Origin of the sequence: Chryseobacterium contaminans (assembly GCF_001684955.1) — a bacterium.
In the GTDB taxonomy this organism is placed as follows: domain Bacteria; phylum Bacteroidota; class Bacteroidia; order Flavobacteriales; family Weeksellaceae; genus Chryseobacterium; species Chryseobacterium contaminans.
In genome coordinates, this window is the sequence record NZ_MAYF01000057.1 from 21,460 (window position 1) to 43,900 (window position 22,441).

Genomic DNA, 22,441 nt, shown 5'->3' on the forward strand with positions numbered 1-22,441 from the left:
ATTTCTTTTGTTCTATGGGTTCTCGAAATCTTTACTGATGATTTCTTTTTTTGAACAATTCTTTGAGTTACAGAAAGAGTTTCATCAGATACTCTTCAGCTGGCTTCCTTTTTCGATGGGAGATCTCATCTATATTGCTTTGGGAGCTGCTCTCATATACAGTTTCATTGCTTTATGCAGAAAAAAAAGCAGAAATACTTCCCTATTAAAAATTCTTATTGCAGTAAATGTCTTTTATTTTATCTATCAGATATTCTGGGGAATGCTGTATTTCCAGACTCCAATCATTAAAAAACTTTCCAGCCAAAATGCCCCTGAAATAAATAAAGCGAAAAAGCTGGCTTTACAATATCTGGAAAAATGTAAAGTTACCCGCACATTGGTACACGAGGATCACAATGGAATATTTGTAGTTACCAATCTTAAAGCGGTACAAAAGGAAATCCTATTCCGGCAAACACAACTTCCACAATATATATCGGATAAAAAAGGTACTAAGGTTCTTGCCATTAAACCAAGCTTATTTAGAAAAGTAATGAACTTTACCGGCATATTAGGATATTATAACCCTTTTACCGCAGAAGCACAATATAACGCTGAATTACCACATACTTTCATCCCTTTCACAACAGCTCACGAAAGTTCTCATCAGCTTGGTTTTGCCAGAGAACAGGAAGCTAATTTTATTGGGTATCTGATGGGCATTCACTCCAGCAATATAGATTTAAGATACAGTACAGAATACTTCACTTTAAAAAGCCTTCTCCGATTTATTGTTGAGGAAGATCCTGAATTTGTAAAATCTGTTATCCAAAATTATTCTCCAGGAATGAAGAGAGATCGGGCTTATGAAAAAAGCTTCATATTCAGACATCAGGGTTGGCTTGATGACCTCTTTGGATTCACCAACAATCTGTTTCTTAAGAGCAATCAGCAGGAAGGTTCAGTGACCTATTCTTATTTTATAGACCTTCTTCTCAACTATGAAAAATAGGCAAAAAAAAGAATCGTATCAGGCGATACGATTCTAAAAACACAAATGATGAAAAAAAATTTATTACCTTGACTTGTTCCCTCATTCAAGGCGATGTAAAAGTACGACATATTTTATAAATACAAAAACATTTTTTTTCTTTTTTGAAACTTTATGAAAACTTTATGATTTTTTAAGTTTTTTTGAGTTTGACAAGCACTAACATGAATTACAGTCAATGTTTATATATAGCATTAAAACAATAACCAAATCACAATTAAACTGTGAAAAATTTACAAAATCAAATATTTATTTGAACATAAAATATTCCATTTATTCTCTATTTCAGACAAGTGAAAAATTAGAGTTATCTTTATTATAAGTAAAAATATCTCTACTATTCTGCACCTTATCGCTCGTTAAATTTTCAAGATATTTTTTAGAGGTTAAAGTTTATTCTGAGTATAAAATAACAGTTCAAAAATGATACACTACTCCACCATTAATATTATACCATTTTACTACTTTTAAAAATAAGGCTCTTATAGTATCTGAACAAATAATCATAGATTATCATTTCAAACAATCGTTGATTTGAAACAAACATTCGATTGATGTGCATATGAAATACACTGGAAAAAAAACTCTGAAGAGAACTTGATTGATTTTTTATATGTCGCAAGGCTTCTTTAGATTCATGGATATTATTTAGGATAGCAATCCTAAAAGGAATATAATCCACAGATTCAATAAAATCAATGTATTTAATAATAAATGCTCTATATTTTTTATCTAATTGATAGTTCATCTTTTTATCTACATTGAACTCCTGTTTAAATGCATGATAACTCTCTTTTATCCAATCCAATCTTTCATAGAGTGAAATACCTAAATATTCTAATACTTTATCAATATAGAAAAGTGTTACCATTATCTTTTCCTCATCATCAAAATGAAGGAATTCATTAAGTATACTCTCGCTGCTCTTCCAAAATAAAAACTCAGCGTCTTCCATTGTTACATCTCCATATCTTTCAATTTCGCGCTGATAGGTATCTATTATAAATTCTGATATTTCTCCGGAATCTCTATATCCCTCCAAATAATCATTTACTAATGAAAGAACCTTATTAAAATGACTAAGGTCAGAAAGCTCAAAACGAAGCCGAATATGAATTCGCGGATCATTATACCGAATAAAAAACCATTTATTAATTAAGCTTTCCTCCTGAAGTTGTTGTAATAAAGGGATGATAGCTTCTTCCAAAATAATATCTGCGGTTTTTATCCCTGTATAAATTTTGACATACAACCATTCGCTTCCGGGAATAAACTTTCTTTTCATCAATATCTATTTTAATTTATACATAGGGAAAACAAATTCATGCTTAAAATTTTCATTCTCATTAAACAAAAATTCTTCTACCATGATTGTTTTTTTCTTTTGAACGGCCAGAATAAAAATTACAGCCATATCATAATTTTCAAGGTTCAGCGGTAAAGTATTATCAGCTTGTACCCATTGTATCCATGCAGGAATTTTTCTTTTAATTCTCCAATTGTTCAATTCAGATAAAAACTCATCTTTGTCTGTCATTAACTGCTCCAAAAAAGTAACGTCTTTATCAAAGATCTTCCAGCAAGCTTTTGAAAGGATTATATTTTTATATTCTACTCTTGGAAGAAATCTGTAAATATCCTTCAACCCACCCCAATCAAAATGCAATCCGCCTCTTATTTCCTGGAAATATAGATCGGAAAGAAAATGATAAACCGGCAGGGTATTATGAAAATAATTATGAGCATTTGTCAAATAGGGCCTTACTTCTTTGTTCAATCTTTTGGATCGCAAAACAAATCTGTTATTTTGCAATGAAATACGAAGATCATCTACAGCTATTTGGTTTTCTTCAGGCAAAACAGACTTCGCCATGTAAGGAATCTCATAATTTCTTATGGTAGGTCTTCTCACCACATTTCCTATTCTCGCTTCAGGCAAATGGATTACTTCTGCTAATATATACCTGGGATTCAGAGCCTCTTCCTTCTGCGCAATAGTTCTTGTGAGTTTATGGATCTCAGATTTTTCAGAACAAAATCGCCCTAATAAATTGGCTGCACTACTTGCGGTACTCCCATTTAAAAATAACTTTTCTTTATCATCGTCTGAAATAATCTCTGTCATGAACGAAATTGTATCAGGTAGATCATCCCACTTTTCATCTAATCCTTCAAAATCATCATACAATAACTCTATCTTATATTGGTTTTCTAATAAGGCATCCTGTACTTTCTCATTAAGAATCTTCTGAACCGGATTAAGTTCAATATTTATAATCTTATTTTTCTCAGAATCTTGAAGTATCAGGTCATCTAAATAGGGATGAATTCCTTTTACTGGAGCACTTTGTTTGTACCCAAGACCTATCTCTGAATCAAGAACATACTGCAATGAGACCTCCTGTGTATCAAATCGTTCAATAAATGCCTTTTTGAATTTTTCCAGACGAATATCTTTTGAAGCTAAAGTTATTTTGTTCAAAAAGCTAAAGGTTGTTTTAAGCTCCTTTTTCCAATAGGATGGTAAGATTGCTGTATCTTTATGATACAAATCGGTTTGGAATAAATACTTTTGCTCATATTCTATCCCAAAGAAGGCAATGAGCTTCTCAATCTCAATATAGTTTGAAATAGGGTTACCAATATTTTGATCTAATTCATGAAGTTTATTTTTGATAGAAATTAAAACATCTGCTTCATTTGCTTCAAGTCTTTGTAAAACAGAAATTAAAATATCTAAAAAATCTCCTCCAGAAACACTAGGTTCAATCTCGCTTGTGAGAACCTGATTATCTATTAATTCATTTATAAATTCAGATGCATCTTCCTGAGTTATATCTTCCGTAATCAGAATCTCTGTAAGCTCCTGTATCGTCTTTCCTTGTTCTGAAAATTTTAATACTTTTTGTAGTTCTTCAGAAAGTGGTGCTGATGAGATAATATAATCTCTTTTCCCGCCTGAATACTGATATTCTATATAACGGATCTTCGTTCCTACTCTATAAATTGTATTATTAGGATAAAACAAAAGCTTAATTCTTATTTCCGGCGTTTTTACAAAATGTTGAGACAATGATACAAGAAAATACATATCCAACTTTGTATCCCTAACCCAATAATCCGTATATAGATTATCTTCATGTAATTGCCTGCTTTTACCATATTCATCAAACTCCCCCAACCCCACTCCAGAAAATAAGCCGAATGGAGTACTGCGGGTACTCATTCGGCTATAATATTTTAATAAGGTATGCTTAAGTTTTTGGTGCTCTTTTAGCGATAGTGGTTTTTCTGTATGGAGCCACTTGGCCATTTCCTCATACAAATCAGGAGAAGCCAAATAAAGTGCTTCCAAAAAAACTGAATGGTTAGCAAATTTATTTTTTAATTCTTCCTCTGAAATTTCATCTTTATCTACTGCTTCAATAAATCTTTTATTTGAAAATAAAGGAATACGTACAATATATTCTTCAAAAAATTGATAAGGGAAACGGGACATTTATTTTTTTGTTTCTTCTTTTGGTTGATAATCAGGATGTCCTAATTGCCATAGGGCAAATTCAAATATATCTCCTATGTTAGCATATCGCTGCGCAATAGGTACATTACCAGCGTGCCCTCCTTCAAAATCTATCTTCAATAAGATTGGATTATCAGAAGCATTATCTGCTAGTAATTTAGCTGCAAATTTCGTAGGCATCCATGGAGTGACTCTCTGATCGTTCATTCCTGCTGTTATAAAAGTAGCAGGGTATTTTACTCCTTTTTTAATATGCTGGTAAGCATCCATTTCTAACAGTCCTTTAAATTCTACTGGATCTTTTACAGACCCAAATTCTTTTGGCTGACTATTAACCGCTGCTTCATCTCTAAGCATATTCAATGCTCCCACTTCTGCAATCACTGCTTTAAAAAGGTCAGGCCTTTCAGTCATTGCACGGCCTACAGTAATTCCACCAGCACTGCCTCCCCAGATCGCAACTTTATCTTTTGAGGTATATTTTTCACTGATTAAATATTCTGTACAGTCTATTAAATCTCTCCATGTATTAGGTTTTGTTTCTTTAAAGCCTGCTAAACGCCATTGTTCTCCCTTCTCACCGCCTCCTCTTACATGAGCAATAGCAACTATCCCTCCTTCATTTACCCACAATAAATAAGTTTTTGCAAAAAAAGGAGTACTGGATATTCCATAAGATCCATAACTATCAATCAATAGTGGATTTTGACCATTTCTTATGATGTCTTTATTATAAATTAAGGAGACAGGAACTTCTTCACCATCCCTTGCTTTTATAGTAATTTCTTTAACTACAATATTTTTAAATTCAGGATATTCTGCAACAGGAGCAAGATTTTCCGGTCTGAAAGTATTTGTTTTTACATCATAACTAAACCGTTGTTCATCATTTGCCCAACCAGAACATGTTATCCATATATCAGAGAATTTTTCACCTTTGTTTTCTAACCCAATGTTTCCAGATGGATAAGGAAGTTGGATAAGATTGTCTTTTCCATCTTTATATAGATATAATTTAGCCTCCACTCCATTTCTGGTAGTAGTATAATAAATACCATCTTTAGTTACACGATAACTTTTAATGATCTCATCTTTTTTTTCTGGAACTAAAACCTCAGCATTTTTGAAGTCAGGGTTTTTAATATTGGTTTTACAAAGCTTAACAAAAGGAGAATTATAACTTGACAGGAAAATAATCTGATCTTTTCGTATATCTAAATTTTTTGCTTTATCACTTGGGTCGGATAGTGCTTTCCAATTGTTCTTACCTTCCAGTAAATCTTTTTTCTTAATAAGATAAGTTTTTCTGTAAGTTTGATAATCTACTACCATTCCTATATAATAATCCTGATCCAGATCAAAATTCAAAATCATAGGAAACTGATCTTCAGTGATGTGTAGATCTGGATTATTTTTAGCAGAAAAAACCTCACGAACAGAATTAGGATCTGTTCCTATTTTGTATAAAACAGTCCTTGTATTTCTATAAAAATTCTTAGACTTGGGATCAGTCTCCGAAAATGCAACATAGAAAAAACCACTGTTATCATCTGTCCATCTTATTCCATCAAAGGAAGCCGGAGCACCATTAGTAATAATTTCAGGATGAATATTTTTTGTTTTAACATCCATAATAATTACATCTGCTAATTCATTTCCTTTCTCAGACATTGAAATAGCAATTTTACTACCGTCCCAACTTGGACTTATATGATTGATAACAAAATTATGGTTGAGTTCTGAGCTTTTGTAATTCGCCGGATCATAAAGTAATTTTTCCTTACCGGAAAATCCGTCCCGATAGTACAACTTATCTACTTTTTCATCTCCGTTTTTCTTTAAATAGAAATATTTATTATTACCTGCTATTTTTAAATTAGATACAGAATTGCCTTGCCTTTTATCAATCTCCAATCTTTTCTTTAAATAATAATTCTTTTTAGGAATGAGATTAAGAACAGAATTGGCGTAAGCAGTCTGAGACTTCATCCAATTAAGAGTTTGGGTATCTTCAACATTTTCCAGGTTTCTGTATTCATCAACAATATTAGTTTCAAAATACCTATCAGTAACAGGTTTTGATGGTGCAAAATTTGTTTTTTGAGCGTTAATGAGAACAGGTAATAAACAGATAATAACAAATATTTTTATTTTCATTCTTCCTAAAAATTATTTACCACTTGGAGTTTGAAGAGGTGTAGGAACAGGATCATCATTGTCATCATTTAAACCGGCAAGGGCAATACCTCCTCCGTTAATGATTTTCATTTGATTTGGTTTCATCAATTGTATCTTTTTTAAAGATAACTTCTTTTCTTCTTTAATTTTCTTTTTCATAGTTTGACTGATGTATAATATTACTTTTCACAAAGAAAGTAATATTTTTAAATTCAAATAAAATTTTATACTATAGATTTATAAATTCAAAGTCCAAATAGAATAAAACAATATGGTAAACTATGACAAGTTTCACCTGTTTATTGTTAATTTTTTTGAAGATTAAAAATGTAAATTTGTAATGTATTTATGAAATAATGAGATTGAAAGCCTTATTTTTATTTATTTTTCTGAGTAATTTATATTGCGCACAAAATAACAAAATTGATAGTTTAAAAACATTTAGCTATAAAGAATTGAAAGATAAATTTTATAACTATTATGAAAATATAAAGACCGATCAATCTAAAGTTATAGCCCAATATTACCTCCAAAAAGCAAAAAAAGAACAAAATGCCCTTCAAATAGCAGACGGATATGTGCTTATTCATTTTAACGAAAATTTTTCAAATGCTCTAAAATATCTTGACAGCACAGCAACAGTTACAAAAAATTTAAAGGGAACAAAATATCCATCTCAGACTTATTTAATGAAGGGAAACCTTTATTACAAACATGATAATTTAAAAAAAGCTTTAGATAATTATATTTTAGGACTACAATACGCAAAAGCTCAAAAAGATCCGCAACAGATCGCGTATGCTAATATGGACATTGCCTATCTGAATAGCTACATTGGTAAAAATGCTGATGCAGCCAAAACATTCAGGTACTATTTATATAATGGAAATGATATTACAGATGAATCCCAGCATAATCAAATGCGTATAAGCCTTATATACTGTTATATTGAGCTCAATAAACTGGATTCTGCAAATATTCTAATCAAGGAAGGATTAAAAGCTCCATTAGCTTTCACAAATAAATATGTTCATCATCAATATATTTACTACGTAGGGGCATATAATTTAAAACTAAAAAAATATGATATTGCCGCTAAAAATTTTATAGCAGCTTATAAATATTTTTCCGGGATTCAAGATCAGAATATGAACTATAGTCTTTTAAATATTGGTAAATCTTATGAAGGTTTAAAAGATAAAACAAAAGCAGTTGAAAACTATACCAAGCTAGACTCTATTATTTCAAAAAGTGGTTATACATTTCCTGAATTAAGAGATGTATATACTTTTCTTATTGATTACTATAAAGAAAATAATGATAAAGAAAAACAGCTTTATTACATTGAACGCTTTTTAAAGGTCGATCATAAACTCGATGAGCAGTTCAAATACCTTTCAACAGAAATACCCAGAAAGTATGACACTCCGAATCTTTTGCAAGAAAAAGAAAATATCATTGGAGAATTGAAAATGAGAAAAAAGATACTCTATCTATCTATTAGCATACTATTCTTAATACTTATTTTCATTACATATCTTTACTATAAGACTAAAAAAACAGAACGGCAGCATAGAAAAATTGCACAGGATTTAATCAACCTAGTTGAAAAAAGAAATAATGAAGAAAATAATATAGAAGATAAAGCTAATGATCTTGAAATAATTAATATGCTTATTCCGGAGCCAGCTGAACAAGATGATAAAACTTCTAAAACTATCTCCGAAGAAGTTACTGACTTTATATTACAAGAATTGAAGATATTTGAATCCAAGGAACTTTTCTTAAAAAAGGGAATTACATTAGCCAACTTAGCAAAAAGCATAAAAACAAATACAGCTTATTTATCTGAAATAATTAATACTCATAAAGGAAAAAACTTTGCGAGCTACCTTAATGATCTTAGAATTGATTTTGCTTTAAACAGATTAGTAAAAGACAAAAAATTTCGTTCTTACAAATTATCTGTCATTGCTGAGGAATTAGGCTATAATAATGAACAGGCATTTTCTCTAGCTTTTAAGAAAAAAACAGGCACTACACTCTCTATGTACATTAAAGAAATTGATAGTTTAAACGACTTAAAAAAAATCAACTAATTATATAACAGATAATTAAACATCATTCTTTTATAAATTTACATCTATAAATTTATAAATCTAAAACCTCAAAACTTTTTTTATCATTTGTACTTGTGCATCTTTGTCTCAGGTAAAAGCACAATGATTTTTGCATGTGTAAAATTCAAAATTTTAATATAAGCTGTTCAGCTTTCATCATTCTTCATCAAGGATAATGTGACAAACAGACCAAATATTAATTAAGAAGATAAAACACAAGTATATTATTCCAATCCCACAGATGTGCTGCTAATTATGAATGTAAAAATTAACCATGAAAACTTTTATATATTCATCTGTGGGAAATTGGAACCCAAACCAATATTCCATACTTTTAGTGCTTTCGGATTCTCATTATACTGAATAAAAATATTTTTTCGAGCCAAATCGTGTAAAATAAAATATTGAAATTCAAACTATATCCACCAACTACAGGTTATATCTCACTAATAAAAGAAAAATATTTTTGTTAATTTAAAACATCTGTGTATTTTAGATGAAAATATTAATATGATTTTTGATAAACTAATTAACTACCTAAAACTTGATAAGCAGGAATTTATTTTCCAGTTCAATTCTCATCCCAACTATCCGTCTGCACTGGCTTTCAGTGATACTTTAAACTTTTTGGGAGTAAAAAATGATGCCTATCAGCTTGATAAAGAATACTGGGATGAACTTCCTGAAGAATTTATCGCAATTGTTGACAATGCATTCTCATTAGTAAAAAAATCGGGAAGCAATTATGCAGTGTATTCTGAAAAGGCAAAGACACTAGACAAAGAAGAGCTTTACAAAAATTCTACAGATTTTGTTCTGTTATTTGAAAAGACTGAAAATGTAGAAAATAAAACAGCTTTCAATTTCAAGCCTGTTTTATATGCTATTTTTGCCGTAGTCCTTATCTATTCTTTTGTTTACCAAGAAATTCTTGAAGCTATCTTTAATCTTCTCTCATTAGCTGGGGTTTATATTTCATTGGAGCTATTCAATCAGAAATTTGGAAATACATCTACAGTTATCGGAAGTATTTGCGGAGCTGCTCCGGCCACTCAAACAGCTAATTCATGTGACAGAATCATCAAACAGGACAAAACCAGCATTTTGGGATTAAAGTTTTCCGATTTTTCACTAATCTACTTTACCGGGCTTGCCATATTAGGATTATTTTTACCGGCAACGGCTTATATTGTAAAAGGATTTACTTTCGTTTCTTTACTAGCCATTGGTTATTCTTTATATGTTCAGGCTTTTGTTGAAAAAACATTTTGCAGAGTTTGTCTTTTAATAATCTCTATTCTGGTTGGACAATTAGTGATCAGTGCTTTCTTTTTCCAGAACCTTACCTTTGGAGTTCCTGCTCTTTTGCTAACTGTTATTTTATGGGTAATGATCTTTTCTGCAGTGATGTATTTCAATACTCTGCTTGAACAAAAAGAAGAGCTTCAGAAAAACAATGCTAAAAATCTTAGATTCAAAAGAAATTATGAGCTGTTCAAAAGCCAGTTATTAGAAAGAGATAAAATAGAATTCCAGGATACTGAGACATTTTCAGTAGGAAAAAAAGATGCAAGACTTCGGATCTCTATTATTTCCAACCCTTATTGTGGTTTTTGTAAAGATGGTCATAAACTGGCAGAAAGTCTTTTAAAGAAATATCCTGATGATGTTTCTTTACAAATGAGATTCAACTATACACCTGAAAGATCCAATGAAAAATACGATGCATTGATCTCTGATCTTACCTATATCTACAACAATAAACCAGAGAAAGAATTCCTACATGCTGTAGAAGAATGGTTCGAGACAAGAGATGAAAATAAAATCAATATTTTGTCAGGAGGAGTTCCTACATCAGAAAATCTGAATCCACTGACCCAAATGACTGTAGAAAACAGTAATGCAGGGCTTAACTTCACCCCTATCCTGGTGATTAACGGTTATCAGTTCCCTGAAAAATATGACAGGGAAGACATTGTATTCTTTATTGATGAATTAATAGAAGACGACGAAATTTAATCATACAAGTGATTCAAAATTCACTATCTTAGGAAAACAAAAGCGGTATCCGAAAAGCTTTAAAAAGAGTAGGAAAACCAAAAACTATTTATTATGAAAAATCTAACTAAACTTTCAAGAGAAAGCCTAAGAACATTGAAAGGGGGTATTACTGAGGAATGCGCAAAAATCCAGTATGAAGCGAGCTACTGCGAATCCAAAATCAACCCACCTAAAGAAGGAGCAGTAAATGCTTGTAACAAATGGTGCTACTACTAGTTTACCATTTCATTGAATTATAATATTGAATAAAGTAAAAATGTCGTCAGAATATGACGACATTTTATAATGATTATTAGTTTTGAAAAAATTTCCTTTCTATAAACAACCAGACACTAAAGACTGTGGGCCAACATGTCTTAGAATTGTAAGTAAATATTACGGTAAAAGCATATCCCTGCAGCAAATCCGGGCCCTTTCTGAAACCACCCGTGAAGGAAGCAGCCTTCTTGGATTAAGCGATGCTGCAGAGAATCTGGGTTTCCGTTCACTGGGAGTTCAGGTTGACTTTAAAACCCTCGTAGAAGAAGTTCCGCTTCCATGTGTCGTACACTGGAATAAAAACCACTTTGTAGTTGTTTATAAAGTTGATAAAAATAACAAGATATACATATCTGATCCCAGCTATGGCTTAATTACCTACAATCAGGAGGAATTTATCAAAGCCTGGATTGGTGAAAATGCCAACGAAAACACTGAGGAAGGAATAGCCCTTATCCTGGAAACAACACCAGCATTCTTCCAAACCGAATTTGACAATGAAGAAAGTAAAGCCAGCTTTTCTTTTCTTTCCAGATATCTTTTAAAGTACAAATCACTTGTTATCCAACTAGCTGTTGGACTTCTAGCAGGAAGTTTACTATCCCTGGTTTTCCCTTTTCTTACTCAAAGTATTGTAGACGTCGGGATACAGAATCAGGATATTAACTTTATTTATCTTGTGCTGCTTGCACAGGTTATGCTGTTCTTCGGAAGAATGGGTATTGAAACCATCCGAAGCTGGATTCTTCTCCATCTTTCTGCCAGAATCAATATTTCAATTATATCCGATTTCTTTATCAAACTTATGAAACTCCCTATCAGTTTCTTTGATACCAGAATGACCGGAGATATCATGCAAAGGATTAATGACCACCATAGAATAGAACAGCTTCTTACCAGTTCTTCATTAAACACACTGTTTTCATTAGTCAATCTGATTATCTTCAGTATTGTCCTTTTGTTTTATGATTACAGGCTTTTCATTGTTTATCTTGTAGGGGCAGTTGCTTATATCGGATGGATTACTTTCTTCCTGAAAAAGAGAAAAGAGCTTGATTATAAAAGATTCTCCCAGGTTTCTCAGGAACAGAGTAAAGTAATTGAGCTTATCAATGGAATGCAGGAAATCAAAATGCATAATGCTGAAAAGCAAAAAAGATGGGATTGGGAATTTCTTCAGGTAAAATTATTTAAAATCAGAATAAAGTCTCTGTCTTTAGAACAATGGCAGTCTGTAGGAGGAAATTTCATTAATCAGATGAAAGATATCCTGGTAAGTTTCCTGTCTGCAAAATTGGTTTTAAGCGGAAATCTGACCTTGGGGATGATGCTTTCGGTTCAATATATTATTGGACAGTTAAACAGTCCGCTTCTTCAACTTATCGATTTCATTAAACAAACTCAAGATGCCAAAATATCCCTTGAAAGATTGGGTGAGATTCATGATAAGGAAGATGAAGAAAATAAAGATGAGCAATATGCCATGGAAATACCGAAAAGAGATATAGAAGTTACTGATATGTCATTCAGGTACATTGGATCTGATGTTCCGGTATTTGAAAATCTAAGCCTTACTATTCCCTATCAGAAAACTACAGCCATTGTCGGAGCCAGTGGAAGTGGAAAAACAACCTTACTGAAACTCCTGATGAAGTTTTATGAACCTGACCAAGGGGAAATCAAAATAGGCAATACTGCATTAAAGAATATCTCTCCACGATTCTGGAGAGACCACTGCGGGGTTGTTATGCAGGAAGGGTATGTATTTAATGATACAATTGCCAATAATATAGCCGTTGGTGAAGATCATATTGATAAAAAGAAACTAAGACGGGCAGTAGAAATAGCCAATATCAAAGAATTTGTAGAAGGCCTTCCATTGAGTTATAATACAAAAATCGGAAATGAAGGAGTTGGAGTAAGTGGCGGACAAAAGCAAAGGCTTTTTATCGCAAGAGCTGTTTACAAATCTCCTGAATATATCCTATTTGATGAAGCTACTTCTGCATTGGATGCCAATAATGAAAAAATCATTATGGAAAATCTTGAACAGTTCTTTAAAGGTAAAACCGCAGTAGTTATTGCCCACAGACTTTCCACAGTAAAACACGCCGATAAGATTATTGTACTGGATAAAGGAAAAGTAGTAGAAGAAGGCAGCCATGCCGAATTGGTAGATCTGCGTGGTGAATATTACCGATTGGTAAGAAACCAGCTGGAATTAGGAAGTTAACCCATGAGAATCAATATATAGCGGAATCCGAAAAGCTTATAGAGTAGGAAATTAAAAACATCTATTAATTATGAAAAATCTAAAAAAACTTTCCAGAAAAGATTTAGTTTTTGTCAGTGGAGGGGTAATCATTCCGGATGACAACTGCTGTGGATCATGGTGCCTGGGTAGCTGGATGCCATGCCGTATACATCATATTGCATGTCCACCGGATGCAGACACTTCACCACCATCATGGTATGACGGCACTTGCCCACGTATTTAAATTATATTCCCCCTGAAATATTGGGGGAAACTTTAGCTCAGAAAAAACAATGAAAGAAGACGTTTTAGACAATATTGAACTCCGCTCAGAAAGTGTACAGGATATCCTTACCCAACCACCTAATTGGATGATCCGCTGGGGAAACACGCTTATATTTGTAATTATTCTGCTCATTTTTGTGATGAGTTATATTATAAAATATCCGGAATTTGTACCGGCTCCTATTATAGTAACCTCTCAAAATCCACCGGAAAAATTAGAAGCCAGGATCAATTCTAAGATTGAAAAAATACTCATTAAAGATCATCAGGAAGTAAAGAAAGATCAGTTACTGATGGTAATGCTCTCTGCTGCCAATTACAAAGATGTTATAGCATTAAAAAAACTGGTAGACTCTATGTCTCCCAATCAGCTTAGTTCTTTTCCTATTGCTCAGACTTCAAGATTTAAATTAGGTGAATTGCAGGGAGACTACAACAGCTTCGCAAAAGCTTTCCAGGATGAAGAGCTTTTTACAAGACTGCAACCTTATGCCCCGGAAAATCTGGCTACCAGCCTAAGCCTATCTGAATCCAGAGCGAGAATTGCCACTTTAAAACAACAAAAAAGCCTGGAATCAGCTAAATATGACCTTACCAGAAAAAACTTCCAACGATCTCAGGAACTGTTTAATCAGGGAGTAATTTCTGCCATGGAACTTGAGAATGAAAAGATCAAATACCTTCAGGCTCAACAGAACCTTGAAAATATCAATATTTCTATTTCGCAGGCTGAAGAAGGAATTTCCAATCTTAACAAAACCAAAAGCGGAACTGTGATTAATACAGAGAAGGATAAAATCAATTATTCTTCACAAACCCTGCAGCTTTTTGAACAACTTAGAAAAGCATTGAAACTTTGGGAACAAAATTACCTTGTTATTTCATCTACAGAAGGTGTTGCCAGCTTTCAGCAGTTTTTCGGTGAAAATCAGTTTGTAAAAGCAGGTGAAGCAATTGTATCCATTCTTCCTAAAAATAAAGAGAAATTAGTAGGCAGAATGTCTGTGCCTTCTGTAAACTCAGGAAAGATTCACCCTGGAGAAAAAGTATTGATCAAGCTGGATAACTACCGTTTCCAGGAATATGGAATCGTAGAAGGAAAAGTTCAGAACATATCGCTTATTCCTGATGATAAAGGGAATTACTATGTAGATGTGGTTTTACCAAAAGGATTAAAAACAAGCTATAATAAAAATCTGAGATTTGATAAAGAACTTAGAGGAAGTGCAGAAATTGTAACTGAAGACTTAAGACTTATTGAAAGATTCTTTTATCAGATCAGAAAACTGTTAGGCTATCAGGCTTAACAAAAGCTTCACAACATACAAAACATGCCGTTTCTCTAATTAAAGAAACGGTTTTTTTTTGCTCATATCTTTAATATAAAAAAGAAACCGCAACCATTAATTAATGATTGCGGTTTTGTAGCGAAGACGGGAATTGAACCCGTGACCTCAGGGTTATGAATCCTGCGCTCTAACCAACTGAGCTACCTCGCCGTTTTGGTGGTGCAAATATAGAAAAATATTTTTATCTGTATTCCTATTATGAGAATAAAATTTAAATATCTTTTACAGGATACATCCAGAATAAAATATAGCGTAATTATAATAAAAGCTAATGGTTTCGGATAACATTTTCTAGGGGGAACAAACAATAATAGACTGCAGCGATTCTAAAAATGAAAGCTAGTGTATAAAAAAAGAAAACCGCAAACATTAATTAATGTTTGCGGTTTTTGTAGCGAAGACGGGAATTGAACCCGTGACCTCAGGGTTATGAATCCTGCGCTCTAACCAACTGAGCTACCTCGCCGTTTTGGTGGTGCAAATATAGAAAAATATTTTTTACCTCCAAAATTATTTTAGCTTAAAATATTCTAAAACATCCCCTACATGATCTGGCTTATTGATTATCTTATTGTTAGCATCTAAAATAAAATAGGTAGGAGTTGCATGAACATTATATGTATCTACATAGCTGCTGTTCCATCCTCTCAATTCAGAGTCATTGATCCATGGAAATGCAGTAATTTTTTTAGAATAAGAATTTTTATCTACGTCTAAAGACAAGGCTATAACCTGAATATTCTTTGTTTTTAAATCGTTATATTTTTCCAGTAACTTCGGAAGTTCAGTTTCACAATGTGAGCATGTAGATGACCAGAATACAATAACTTTTTTATCAGCCTTCACATCATGAATTGATTTCGCAGTGGTATTTGAAACTGACTGGAACTTATAATTTGGGAATACAGCCCCCATTTCTACATTGGCATTCGATTTTAATGTAGACGCCAATCTATCATTAATGGTACATTTTAGATTTTTAGCCAGGCCAAGATATTTGGTTTTAAAATCATCCATCTGGTAAACGTCAAAGATATCGATAAGTTCAGATAATACAGTCTGCCCTCTTGGTGTCTCCACTTTTAAGCGGTCTAAAAGTTTATCTACAGAGCCTGTAACATTGGTATTACCACCGGAGTTCAAATAAGCCACTAATACAGGTCTTAATAGCGATGAACTTTCAAGCATATCATTAGACTTATCCAGGAAGTTAATAATTTCGTCCTGATCCGCTTTTTTAGCACCATCTGCCGGATTTCCCAGAAATTTACTATAGTTGGTATTATAATAAGCAATAAACGGGTGTTTAGCAGCATCAATGGAAGTGGATGTACCCGAAAGCCTTTCTATTTCTGTTTTCAAAGCTTTTCCAAAGTCTGTATTATCTTTATAATATTCTTTGATCTGAGTTAAAGCAGGAAGAATAAGTTCTTTCTTCTGTGAACCTTCCTGTTGTCTGCTCATTAGCTCATTAGCTTCATCCAGATAAGCAACATCCTTCACTTTATTATTCTGAATATCAAGCTTGATACTTACATTTTTGTTTTCAGAAATAAAGCTTACAGTATTATTAGTATTAGGGAAATAGATTTTCATCATTCCCATATAATTATTTGGATATTTAAATGTCCATGTATTATTCTTACTTTGTTCTTTGGTAACAACAATATCTTTTGAACCGTTTAATGTATATAGTATGGCATCTTGATCTTTAAAGTCTGCAGGTGTCTGAACTGTAACTGTAAACTGGGCCTGCAATGTAAATGCAGCTAAAACTGCAGATAGTGTATAAATCTTTTTCATAGAGTAAAAATAAAAAAACTCTCTGACTAATCAGAGAGTTTACTATTATTTTAATAAAATTTTATGCTTTTATACTTTTATACTTTTTTGTGTAGAATGCAATAAATACAATAGCTACAACAGCAAGCAAATATACGTACATATCAATGGGCGATGTTGGTGCTCCTGGACCACCACCTCCAGTACCTGCTTTTGATACTGCATCTGGCGCCGGGGGAATTGCATTATTTTCTTCTGCGTAAGCAAATGATACCACAAAAAGCAAAAGAGCGGATACTAGTTTATTTATAGTTTTCATATTATTTATTTTAAGATTTTGGTGTTAACTACTACTCCTTTATCAGAAACCACTTTTACAACATAAGAGCTCTTCACTGAACCATCAAGTTCAATAACGAAATCTTTAGATGCATCCACTGCTTTCTTAGAGATGATAAGTTTACCACTCATATCATAAACTTCAATATCTGCTTTTTTCCAGTTTTTATCAAATCTAACAATATAGTTGCTAACTGCCGGGTTATATACAACCATTGTTCTGGAAAGTGTTATAGGCTTATCTTCTTTCGTTGCTAACGAACCTTTATCAGGTGCTCCATAATATAAGCTATAAGACTTAGAACTTACAGGAATAATAGCCCCCTGCTTTACTTCTTCTACATTGCCGTTAGCTGACTTGTAATAAAACCCTGTTCCTGAAGATAAAGTGTGAACTCCAGCAGGAATCATTGCTGCATTTTCTCTCACCTCAAATTTGTAAGAAACAATTTGCTGATTATGATTAGGCTCATTATAGTCAAAGCTATGCAATACAATCTCTTTACCTAAGAAGTCATTTTCATTAGCTTCATTAATATATAATGAATATTGTGCGTTATAATTAGGATCAATACCACCTGTCGGCTTTTCTTCATAGGTTACAAACATATTGTCAGAAGCAGCAGCCTGTCCTGTAGTAGCAGCAGATGCTTGATGCCCTGTTAAAGCATTTGCAGAAACAACATAATAAGTTCTACCCATTTCTTTACCATTAGCATCTAAACCAATTACTCCTAATTGCTTTAAGGTTCCGTTACTGTTCTTAAAAGCTTTCTTCGCAGTAACGCTATAATCAGTACCATCTACTCTGGCTGTATTACTAAATCTTCTAAGTGTATTGAAGTTTAAGGTTTGAGGAGTATTATCTCTTAATTTAATAATGAAAACACCCATTGGTTTCACCATAACATTATTGATGTCTCCTTGTGGTCTACCATTACTATCATAAGTCATAACCAGAGGATTAGTAAATGTACTTCCCGCTCCGTCTACATACTGCACGTCACCTGGTGAATATTGAACACCCCAGATATTGGTGATGTTATTTCCATCTGTAACTGTACCTGGTTCAACATATCCGATTTTTGATAAATCTAAGTTTGTTAAGAAAGGGTTACCAAATTCATAGATATTCTTACCATATGTACCTGCCCAAGAACTGGTTGTAGATTCAAACTGATCAAATAAGTAAGTATGATATTCCTCACCATAAGAGTTCTGGTTAGTACCATTTGGTCCGAAAGTAACACCATTACCAGCATTAACTAAATTAACGATTGGCTGATTGGTAAATGCTTTACCTGAAAGATTATAAACACCATTATTAGCAGCAGGCGGATTACTAAGATCAAGGTTATTGTTATTAGACCCTAACATATAGTACCCGAAAGCCTGTGTAGCCATGCTCCAAGGCGCTTGTGTCTCACTTACAACAGTAGAGTTGTTCCACTTTAAAATTTCATTCTTGGAATATCTGGTTGAGTTGAAAGATTTATTAAGCTCCGAAGAAAGGCTACCTAATAATTTGTCATAGAAAGGTAAAGCAATCTGTTGGTAAAAATTACCAGTACCATGCTTATCAGTTCTATATTCTTTGTTTACAACACCAGTAACATTGGATTGGGATAATCCATCGATGTACAACTGTCCATACGTAGATGTAGCGTAGCTGTTAGGTGTATTCAGTCTTAAAATGATATTTCCACCATCGGTTTTATCTGCACCGGCAGCATCAATCGTTTTAAAAGCGTCTGCGCCTGATCCTACGATCATTACATTTCCACGTACGTCCAAAAGACCCGTGCCTTTTGTCTGTACACCTCCACCACTATAAACTAGGGTGCCTTCGCTCACATACATATTAGCATTAGTGTCAACATGACATAGTATCTGCGCCTGAACAGAGTAACTAATTGCTAAAAGACCTATAGCAAATAAACTTTTTCTCATTGTATAAATTATTTGTGTGTTAATACAATCTTCACCCGCAAAGGTATTATTTTTTTCTTTAAAAAAAAAACTTTTTATCTATTAATCAAAATATTATCTTCTGTTAATACAATCTCTTTTTCCTCTCCGATTGAAAACATATAATCTTCAAGAACCTTTTCAGTGGTACCTCTGAGACCTCTTGCCCCAAGTCCTTTTTCAATGGTTTCTTCAACAATTTTTTCAATTGCCCCGTCGGTAATTACCAAATTCGTGCCATCCATTTTGAAAAGTTCTACAAACTGGTTCACGATTGAATTTTTAGGTTCTTTCATAATTCTTACCAGGGTTTCTTTTGTAAGTTTATCAAGGTAAGTGATGATCGGAAATCTTCCTAAAAGTTCGGGAATTAATCCAAAAGAACGCAAATCGATCGCATTAATATTTGTTAATATATACTCATCTTCATCAGTTTTATTGATCTTTTCTGAGCTGAAACCAATAGCCTGCTTATTCATTCTTCTTTCAATGATCTCCTTAATTCCGTCAAAAGCTCCTCCGGCAATAAACAGGATATTCTGTGTATTCACCTGAATGTACTTTTGGTCTGGATGCTTTCTTCCACCCTGTGGCGGTACGTTTACGATACTTCCTTCCAACAGTTTCAGTAATCCCTGCTGTACTCCTTCTCCGGAAACATCTCTTGTAATACTTGGGTTGTCTGATTTTCTTGCAATCTTATCAATCTCATCAATAAAGACAATTCCTTTTTCTGCTTTTTCAACATCGTAATCGGCTACCATCAATAATCTTGAAAGAATACTTTCAACATCTTCCCCTACGTATCCTGCTTCTGTTAAAATAGTTGCGTCCACAATACAGAAAGGAACATTAAGTTCTCTGGCAATGGTTTTAGCCAATAGCGTTTTCCCTGTTCCAGTCTCTCCAATCATGATGATATTGGATTTTTCAAGCTCTACTTCTCTGTTTTCATCCTGAGCATGAAGCAATCTCTTATAATGGTTATACACTGCAATGGAAAGCTGCTTTTTGGCCTGATCCTGCCCGATCACATACTGATCCAGAAATTCTTTGATCTCTTTTGGCTTTTTAAGATCTTCCATATTGTCTGCAGGTGAATACCCTGATTTGGAAGCACTGTCTTTCACAATAGTGTGTGCCTGCTCTATACAATTTTCACAAATAAAACCGTTCTGCCCAGAAATCAACATTTGTACTTCATTTCTTTTTCTTCCGCAGAAAGAACATTGGTTTGGATTCATATTATATAATATATATGTATATGTTAAAGAAAATCGTAAAAAATTACTTTTTTACGATTTTCTGTGTTTTAAGAATTAATAATTGAGTTTTGAATCTCTGTATATTCTTCGTTCGTTAATTTTAGTCTTTCATTTCTGAAGTTCATGTCTTCCATCTTGTTTAAAGGAATAAGATGAATATGAGCATGCGGAACTTCAAGCCCTACAACCGCTACTCCTACTCTTACACATGGAATTGCAGTTTTGATCTTCTTGGCTACCTCTTGGGCAAATCCCCAAAGGTTTTTGTATTCTTCACTTTCAAGATCAAAAATCAAATCCACTTCTTTTTTCGGAACTACTAGAGTATGTCCTTTCACCAAAGGCATTGCGTCGAGGAATGCGATAAAGTTTTCATCCTCTGCAATTTTATAAGAGGGAATTTCGCCATTGATGATTTTTGTGAATATAGTGCTCATTTTTATAAAAGTTAGAGATTAAATACTGGAAGTTTAGAAATGAAAAGAGTGTATCAGACTATAGCGAAATGTCTAATACTTCAAAAGAAAGTTTGTTTCCGTTCGGTAAAGTAATTTCAGCGGTTTCACCTTTAGCTTTACCAAGCAATCCTTTAGCAATTGGAGTGTTTACAGAAATCTTTCCTGTTTTAAGGTCGCTTTCATTATCCGGTACCAATGTAAATACCTGCTCCTGTTGAGTTGCATTATTCTTAAGCTTCACTGTAGTTAAGATAGAAACTTTTGAAGTATCTAATTGGCTTTCATCTATAATTTTAGAAGTTGAGATAACATCTTTCAGCTTGGAAATTCTCATTTCAAGCATACCCTGAGCCTCTTTAGCCGCATCATATTCTGCATTTTCAGACAAATCTCCTTTGTCTCTAGCTTCTGCGATCTGCTGAGTAATTTTTGGTCTTTCCACAGTTTCCAACTGTTCCAGCTCAGCTTTCATTTTCTCAAGGCCCTCCTTTGTTACATAGCTTGCCATAATTTTCAAAATTTAGTTTTAGTATAAAAAAATAATCCGACATTTGCCGGACAATGTTTTACGTGTTATAATCGTTTAATTTTTACAAATATATAAAAATTTAATTTGAAATGAAAAAAACTTTTTCGATATTATCTATTTTCATTTTATTGATTTTCAGCAATTTATCTATAAACTCATGCGGAAGCAGAGAAGATACGGTGAACTGCTTTCCTAACGTCCCTATCAATGTTTCTTTAAATTTAAACCTTCCTGCATATAATGCCTTAAACTATGATGACGGCTGGATATATGTTAATGAACAACAGTCCGGAACCAGAGGCTTAATCATTGTTCGTGTTGGAAATGCATTTAAGGTTTATGACCGGAATGCTCCTCATTTATGCCCGGATAATGAAACAACCCTTGAAGTAAAAGACAATATTGCCATTGTATGTCCGAAGGATGGCACAAAATGGATGTTAAGAACCGGCCAGCCATTGGATGGAGCAAAAACATCCCTTCCGCCTAAGACTTATACCTCTTATAATTATGATCCGGGAAGCAAAATTTTAAATATTTACTATTAAAATAAAAAGATGAAGATCGTTATACAAAGAGTCTCTGAAGCCAGTGTAAAAGTAGATGGGAAAACAGTAGGTGAAATAGGAAAAGGATTAATGCTGCTGGTAGGCATTGATGAGAATGATGAAAAGACAGATGCAGATTGGTTGGTTCAGAAAATACTTAACCTAAGAATCTTTGGAGATGAGGATGATAAGCTCAATCTTTCTGTAAAGGACATTTCCGGAGAAATCCTATGCATCAGTCAATTTACATTGATTGCAGATTATAAAAAAGGAAACCGTCCTTCTTTCATTAAAGCAGCCAAACCCGATAAAGCCGTTCCGTTATTTGATTATTTTAAAGAAGAAATATCAAAATCCGGGTTGAAAACTGAAAGCGGTATTTTCGGAGCAGATATGAAAGTGTCATTAATTAATGATGGGCCTGTCACCATCGTTATGGACTCCATTACAAAAATCTGATTATTAACACACTAAAGAATTATATTTATAGGATT

The 22,441-nt window shown here is 33.2% G+C and carries 19 protein-coding genes and 2 tRNA genes; 9 read left to right on the forward strand and 12 right to left on the reverse strand.

Annotated features, from left to right (window positions below; translation table 11 throughout):
* Positions 1-37 precede the first annotated feature (37 nt).
* Positions 38-994, forward strand: a complete 957-nt coding sequence (locus tag BBH99_RS04965) for a DUF3810 domain-containing protein (protein WP_317041484.1) — start codon at positions 38-40, stop codon at positions 992-994.
* A gap of 487 nt (positions 995-1,481) precedes the next feature.
* Here the strand turns inward: BBH99_RS04965 and BBH99_RS04970 are convergent, their stop codons facing one another.
* The 4 genes from BBH99_RS04970 to BBH99_RS22295 are packed head-to-tail and all read right to left on the reverse strand — an operon-like array spanning position 1,482 to position 6,890.
* Positions 1,482-2,318 carry a thiopeptide-type bacteriocin biosynthesis protein gene (locus BBH99_RS04970; RefSeq protein WP_228390741.1) on the reverse strand — a complete coding sequence of 279 codons (837 nt, stop codon included), beginning with the start codon at positions 2,316-2,318 and terminating at the stop codon, positions 1,482-1,484.
* A 6-nt stretch (positions 2,319-2,324) separates the two neighbouring features.
* Positions 2,325-4,532: a lantibiotic dehydratase family protein gene (locus BBH99_RS04975; RefSeq protein WP_066692809.1), complete on the reverse strand. Its 2,208-nt coding sequence runs from the start codon at positions 4,530-4,532 to the stop codon at positions 2,325-2,327.
* Positions 4,533-6,710 carry a prolyl oligopeptidase family serine peptidase gene (locus BBH99_RS04980; protein ID WP_066692811.1) on the reverse strand — a complete coding sequence of 726 codons (2,178 nt, stop codon included), beginning with the start codon at positions 6,708-6,710 and terminating at the stop codon, positions 4,533-4,535.
* Between the two features lie 12 nt (positions 6,711-6,722).
* Positions 6,723-6,890 (reverse strand): hypothetical protein, encoded by a 168-nt coding sequence (locus tag BBH99_RS22295; protein ID WP_165601883.1) that lies wholly within the window; start codon positions 6,888-6,890, stop codon positions 6,723-6,725.
* Between the two features lie 203 nt (positions 6,891-7,093).
* Between BBH99_RS22295 and BBH99_RS04985 the strand changes: the two genes are divergently transcribed.
* From BBH99_RS04985 to BBH99_RS05000, 6 genes are all read left to right on the forward strand, one after another.
* Complete coding sequence (locus tag BBH99_RS04985) at positions 7,094-8,830, forward strand: helix-turn-helix domain-containing protein (RefSeq protein WP_165601884.1); 1,737 nt, start codon at positions 7,094-7,096, stop codon at positions 8,828-8,830.
* Between the two features lie 531 nt (positions 8,831-9,361).
* Positions 9,362-10,870 carry a vitamin K epoxide reductase family protein gene (locus BBH99_RS04990; RefSeq protein WP_066692813.1) on the forward strand — a complete coding sequence of 503 codons (1,509 nt, stop codon included), beginning with the start codon at positions 9,362-9,364 and terminating at the stop codon, positions 10,868-10,870.
* 93 nt (positions 10,871-10,963) lie between these two features.
* Positions 10,964-11,128, forward strand: a complete 165-nt coding sequence (locus tag BBH99_RS22300; RefSeq protein WP_165601885.1) for a bacteriocin-like protein — start codon at positions 10,964-10,966, stop codon at positions 11,126-11,128.
* 82 nt (positions 11,129-11,210) lie between these two features.
* On the forward strand, positions 11,211-13,403 hold the full coding sequence (locus tag BBH99_RS04995; RefSeq protein WP_066692816.1) for a peptidase domain-containing ABC transporter: 2,193 nt from the start codon (positions 11,211-11,213) through the stop codon (positions 13,401-13,403).
* A 70-nt stretch (positions 13,404-13,473) separates the two neighbouring features.
* Positions 13,474-13,668, forward strand: coding sequence for a bacteriocin-like protein (locus BBH99_RS21830; protein ID WP_073300578.1), 195 nt, complete (start codon positions 13,474-13,476; stop codon positions 13,666-13,668).
* A 49-nt stretch (positions 13,669-13,717) separates the two neighbouring features.
* The gene (locus BBH99_RS05000; protein ID WP_066692821.1) at positions 13,718-15,016 is read left to right on the forward strand and encodes an HlyD family secretion protein; all 1,299 of its coding nucleotides are present in this window, start codon (positions 13,718-13,720) and stop codon (positions 15,014-15,016) included.
* Positions 15,017-15,134: 118 nt separating this feature from the next.
* On the opposite strand, the gene BBH99_RS05005 is transcribed toward BBH99_RS05000, so the two are convergent.
* The 8 genes from BBH99_RS05005 to greA all read right to left on the reverse strand — a co-directional run bounded on the left by BBH99_RS05005 (position 15,135) and on the right by greA (position 21,378).
* A tRNA-Met gene (locus tag BBH99_RS05005) sits at positions 15,135-15,208 on the reverse strand.
* A gap of 242 nt (positions 15,209-15,450) precedes the next feature.
* Positions 15,451-15,524 (reverse strand) — tRNA-Met (locus BBH99_RS05010).
* 44 nt (positions 15,525-15,568) lie between these two features.
* Positions 15,569-16,861: a TlpA family protein disulfide reductase gene (locus BBH99_RS05015; protein WP_066692824.1), complete on the reverse strand. Its 1,293-nt coding sequence runs from the start codon at positions 16,859-16,861 to the stop codon at positions 15,569-15,571.
* A gap of 61 nt (positions 16,862-16,922) precedes the next feature.
* Positions 16,923-17,159, reverse strand: a complete 237-nt coding sequence (locus BBH99_RS05020) for a signal peptidase (RefSeq protein ID WP_066692826.1) — start codon at positions 17,157-17,159, stop codon at positions 16,923-16,925.
* 5 nt (positions 17,160-17,164) lie between these two features.
* Positions 17,165-19,129, reverse strand: a complete 1,965-nt coding sequence (locus BBH99_RS05025; RefSeq protein WP_083188750.1) for a T9SS type A sorting domain-containing protein — start codon at positions 19,127-19,129, stop codon at positions 17,165-17,167.
* A gap of 74 nt (positions 19,130-19,203) precedes the next feature.
* Complete coding sequence (gene clpX, locus BBH99_RS05030; RefSeq protein WP_066692829.1) at positions 19,204-20,391, reverse strand: ATP-dependent Clp protease ATP-binding subunit ClpX; 1,188 nt, start codon at positions 20,389-20,391, stop codon at positions 19,204-19,206.
* A 68-nt stretch (positions 20,392-20,459) separates the two neighbouring features.
* The gene (locus BBH99_RS05035) at positions 20,460-20,849 is read right to left on the reverse strand and encodes an HIT family protein (RefSeq protein ID WP_045492597.1); all 390 of its coding nucleotides are present in this window, start codon (positions 20,847-20,849) and stop codon (positions 20,460-20,462) included.
* A gap of 58 nt (positions 20,850-20,907) precedes the next feature.
* Positions 20,908-21,378: a transcription elongation factor GreA gene (greA, locus tag BBH99_RS05040; RefSeq protein ID WP_066692830.1), complete on the reverse strand. Its 471-nt coding sequence runs from the start codon at positions 21,376-21,378 to the stop codon at positions 20,908-20,910.
* 110 nt (positions 21,379-21,488) lie between these two features.
* On the opposite strand from greA, the gene BBH99_RS05045 reads away from it, so the two are divergent.
* Together BBH99_RS05045 and dtd are read left to right on the forward strand one after the other, a co-directional pair.
* Positions 21,489-21,947 carry a Rieske (2Fe-2S) protein gene (locus tag BBH99_RS05045; RefSeq protein ID WP_066692833.1) on the forward strand — a complete coding sequence of 153 codons (459 nt, stop codon included), beginning with the start codon at positions 21,489-21,491 and terminating at the stop codon, positions 21,945-21,947.
* A 9-nt stretch (positions 21,948-21,956) separates the two neighbouring features.
* Positions 21,957-22,406, forward strand: a complete 450-nt coding sequence (gene dtd / locus BBH99_RS05050) for a D-aminoacyl-tRNA deacylase (RefSeq protein ID WP_066692836.1) — start codon at positions 21,957-21,959, stop codon at positions 22,404-22,406.
* Positions 22,407-22,441 lie beyond the last annotated feature (35 nt).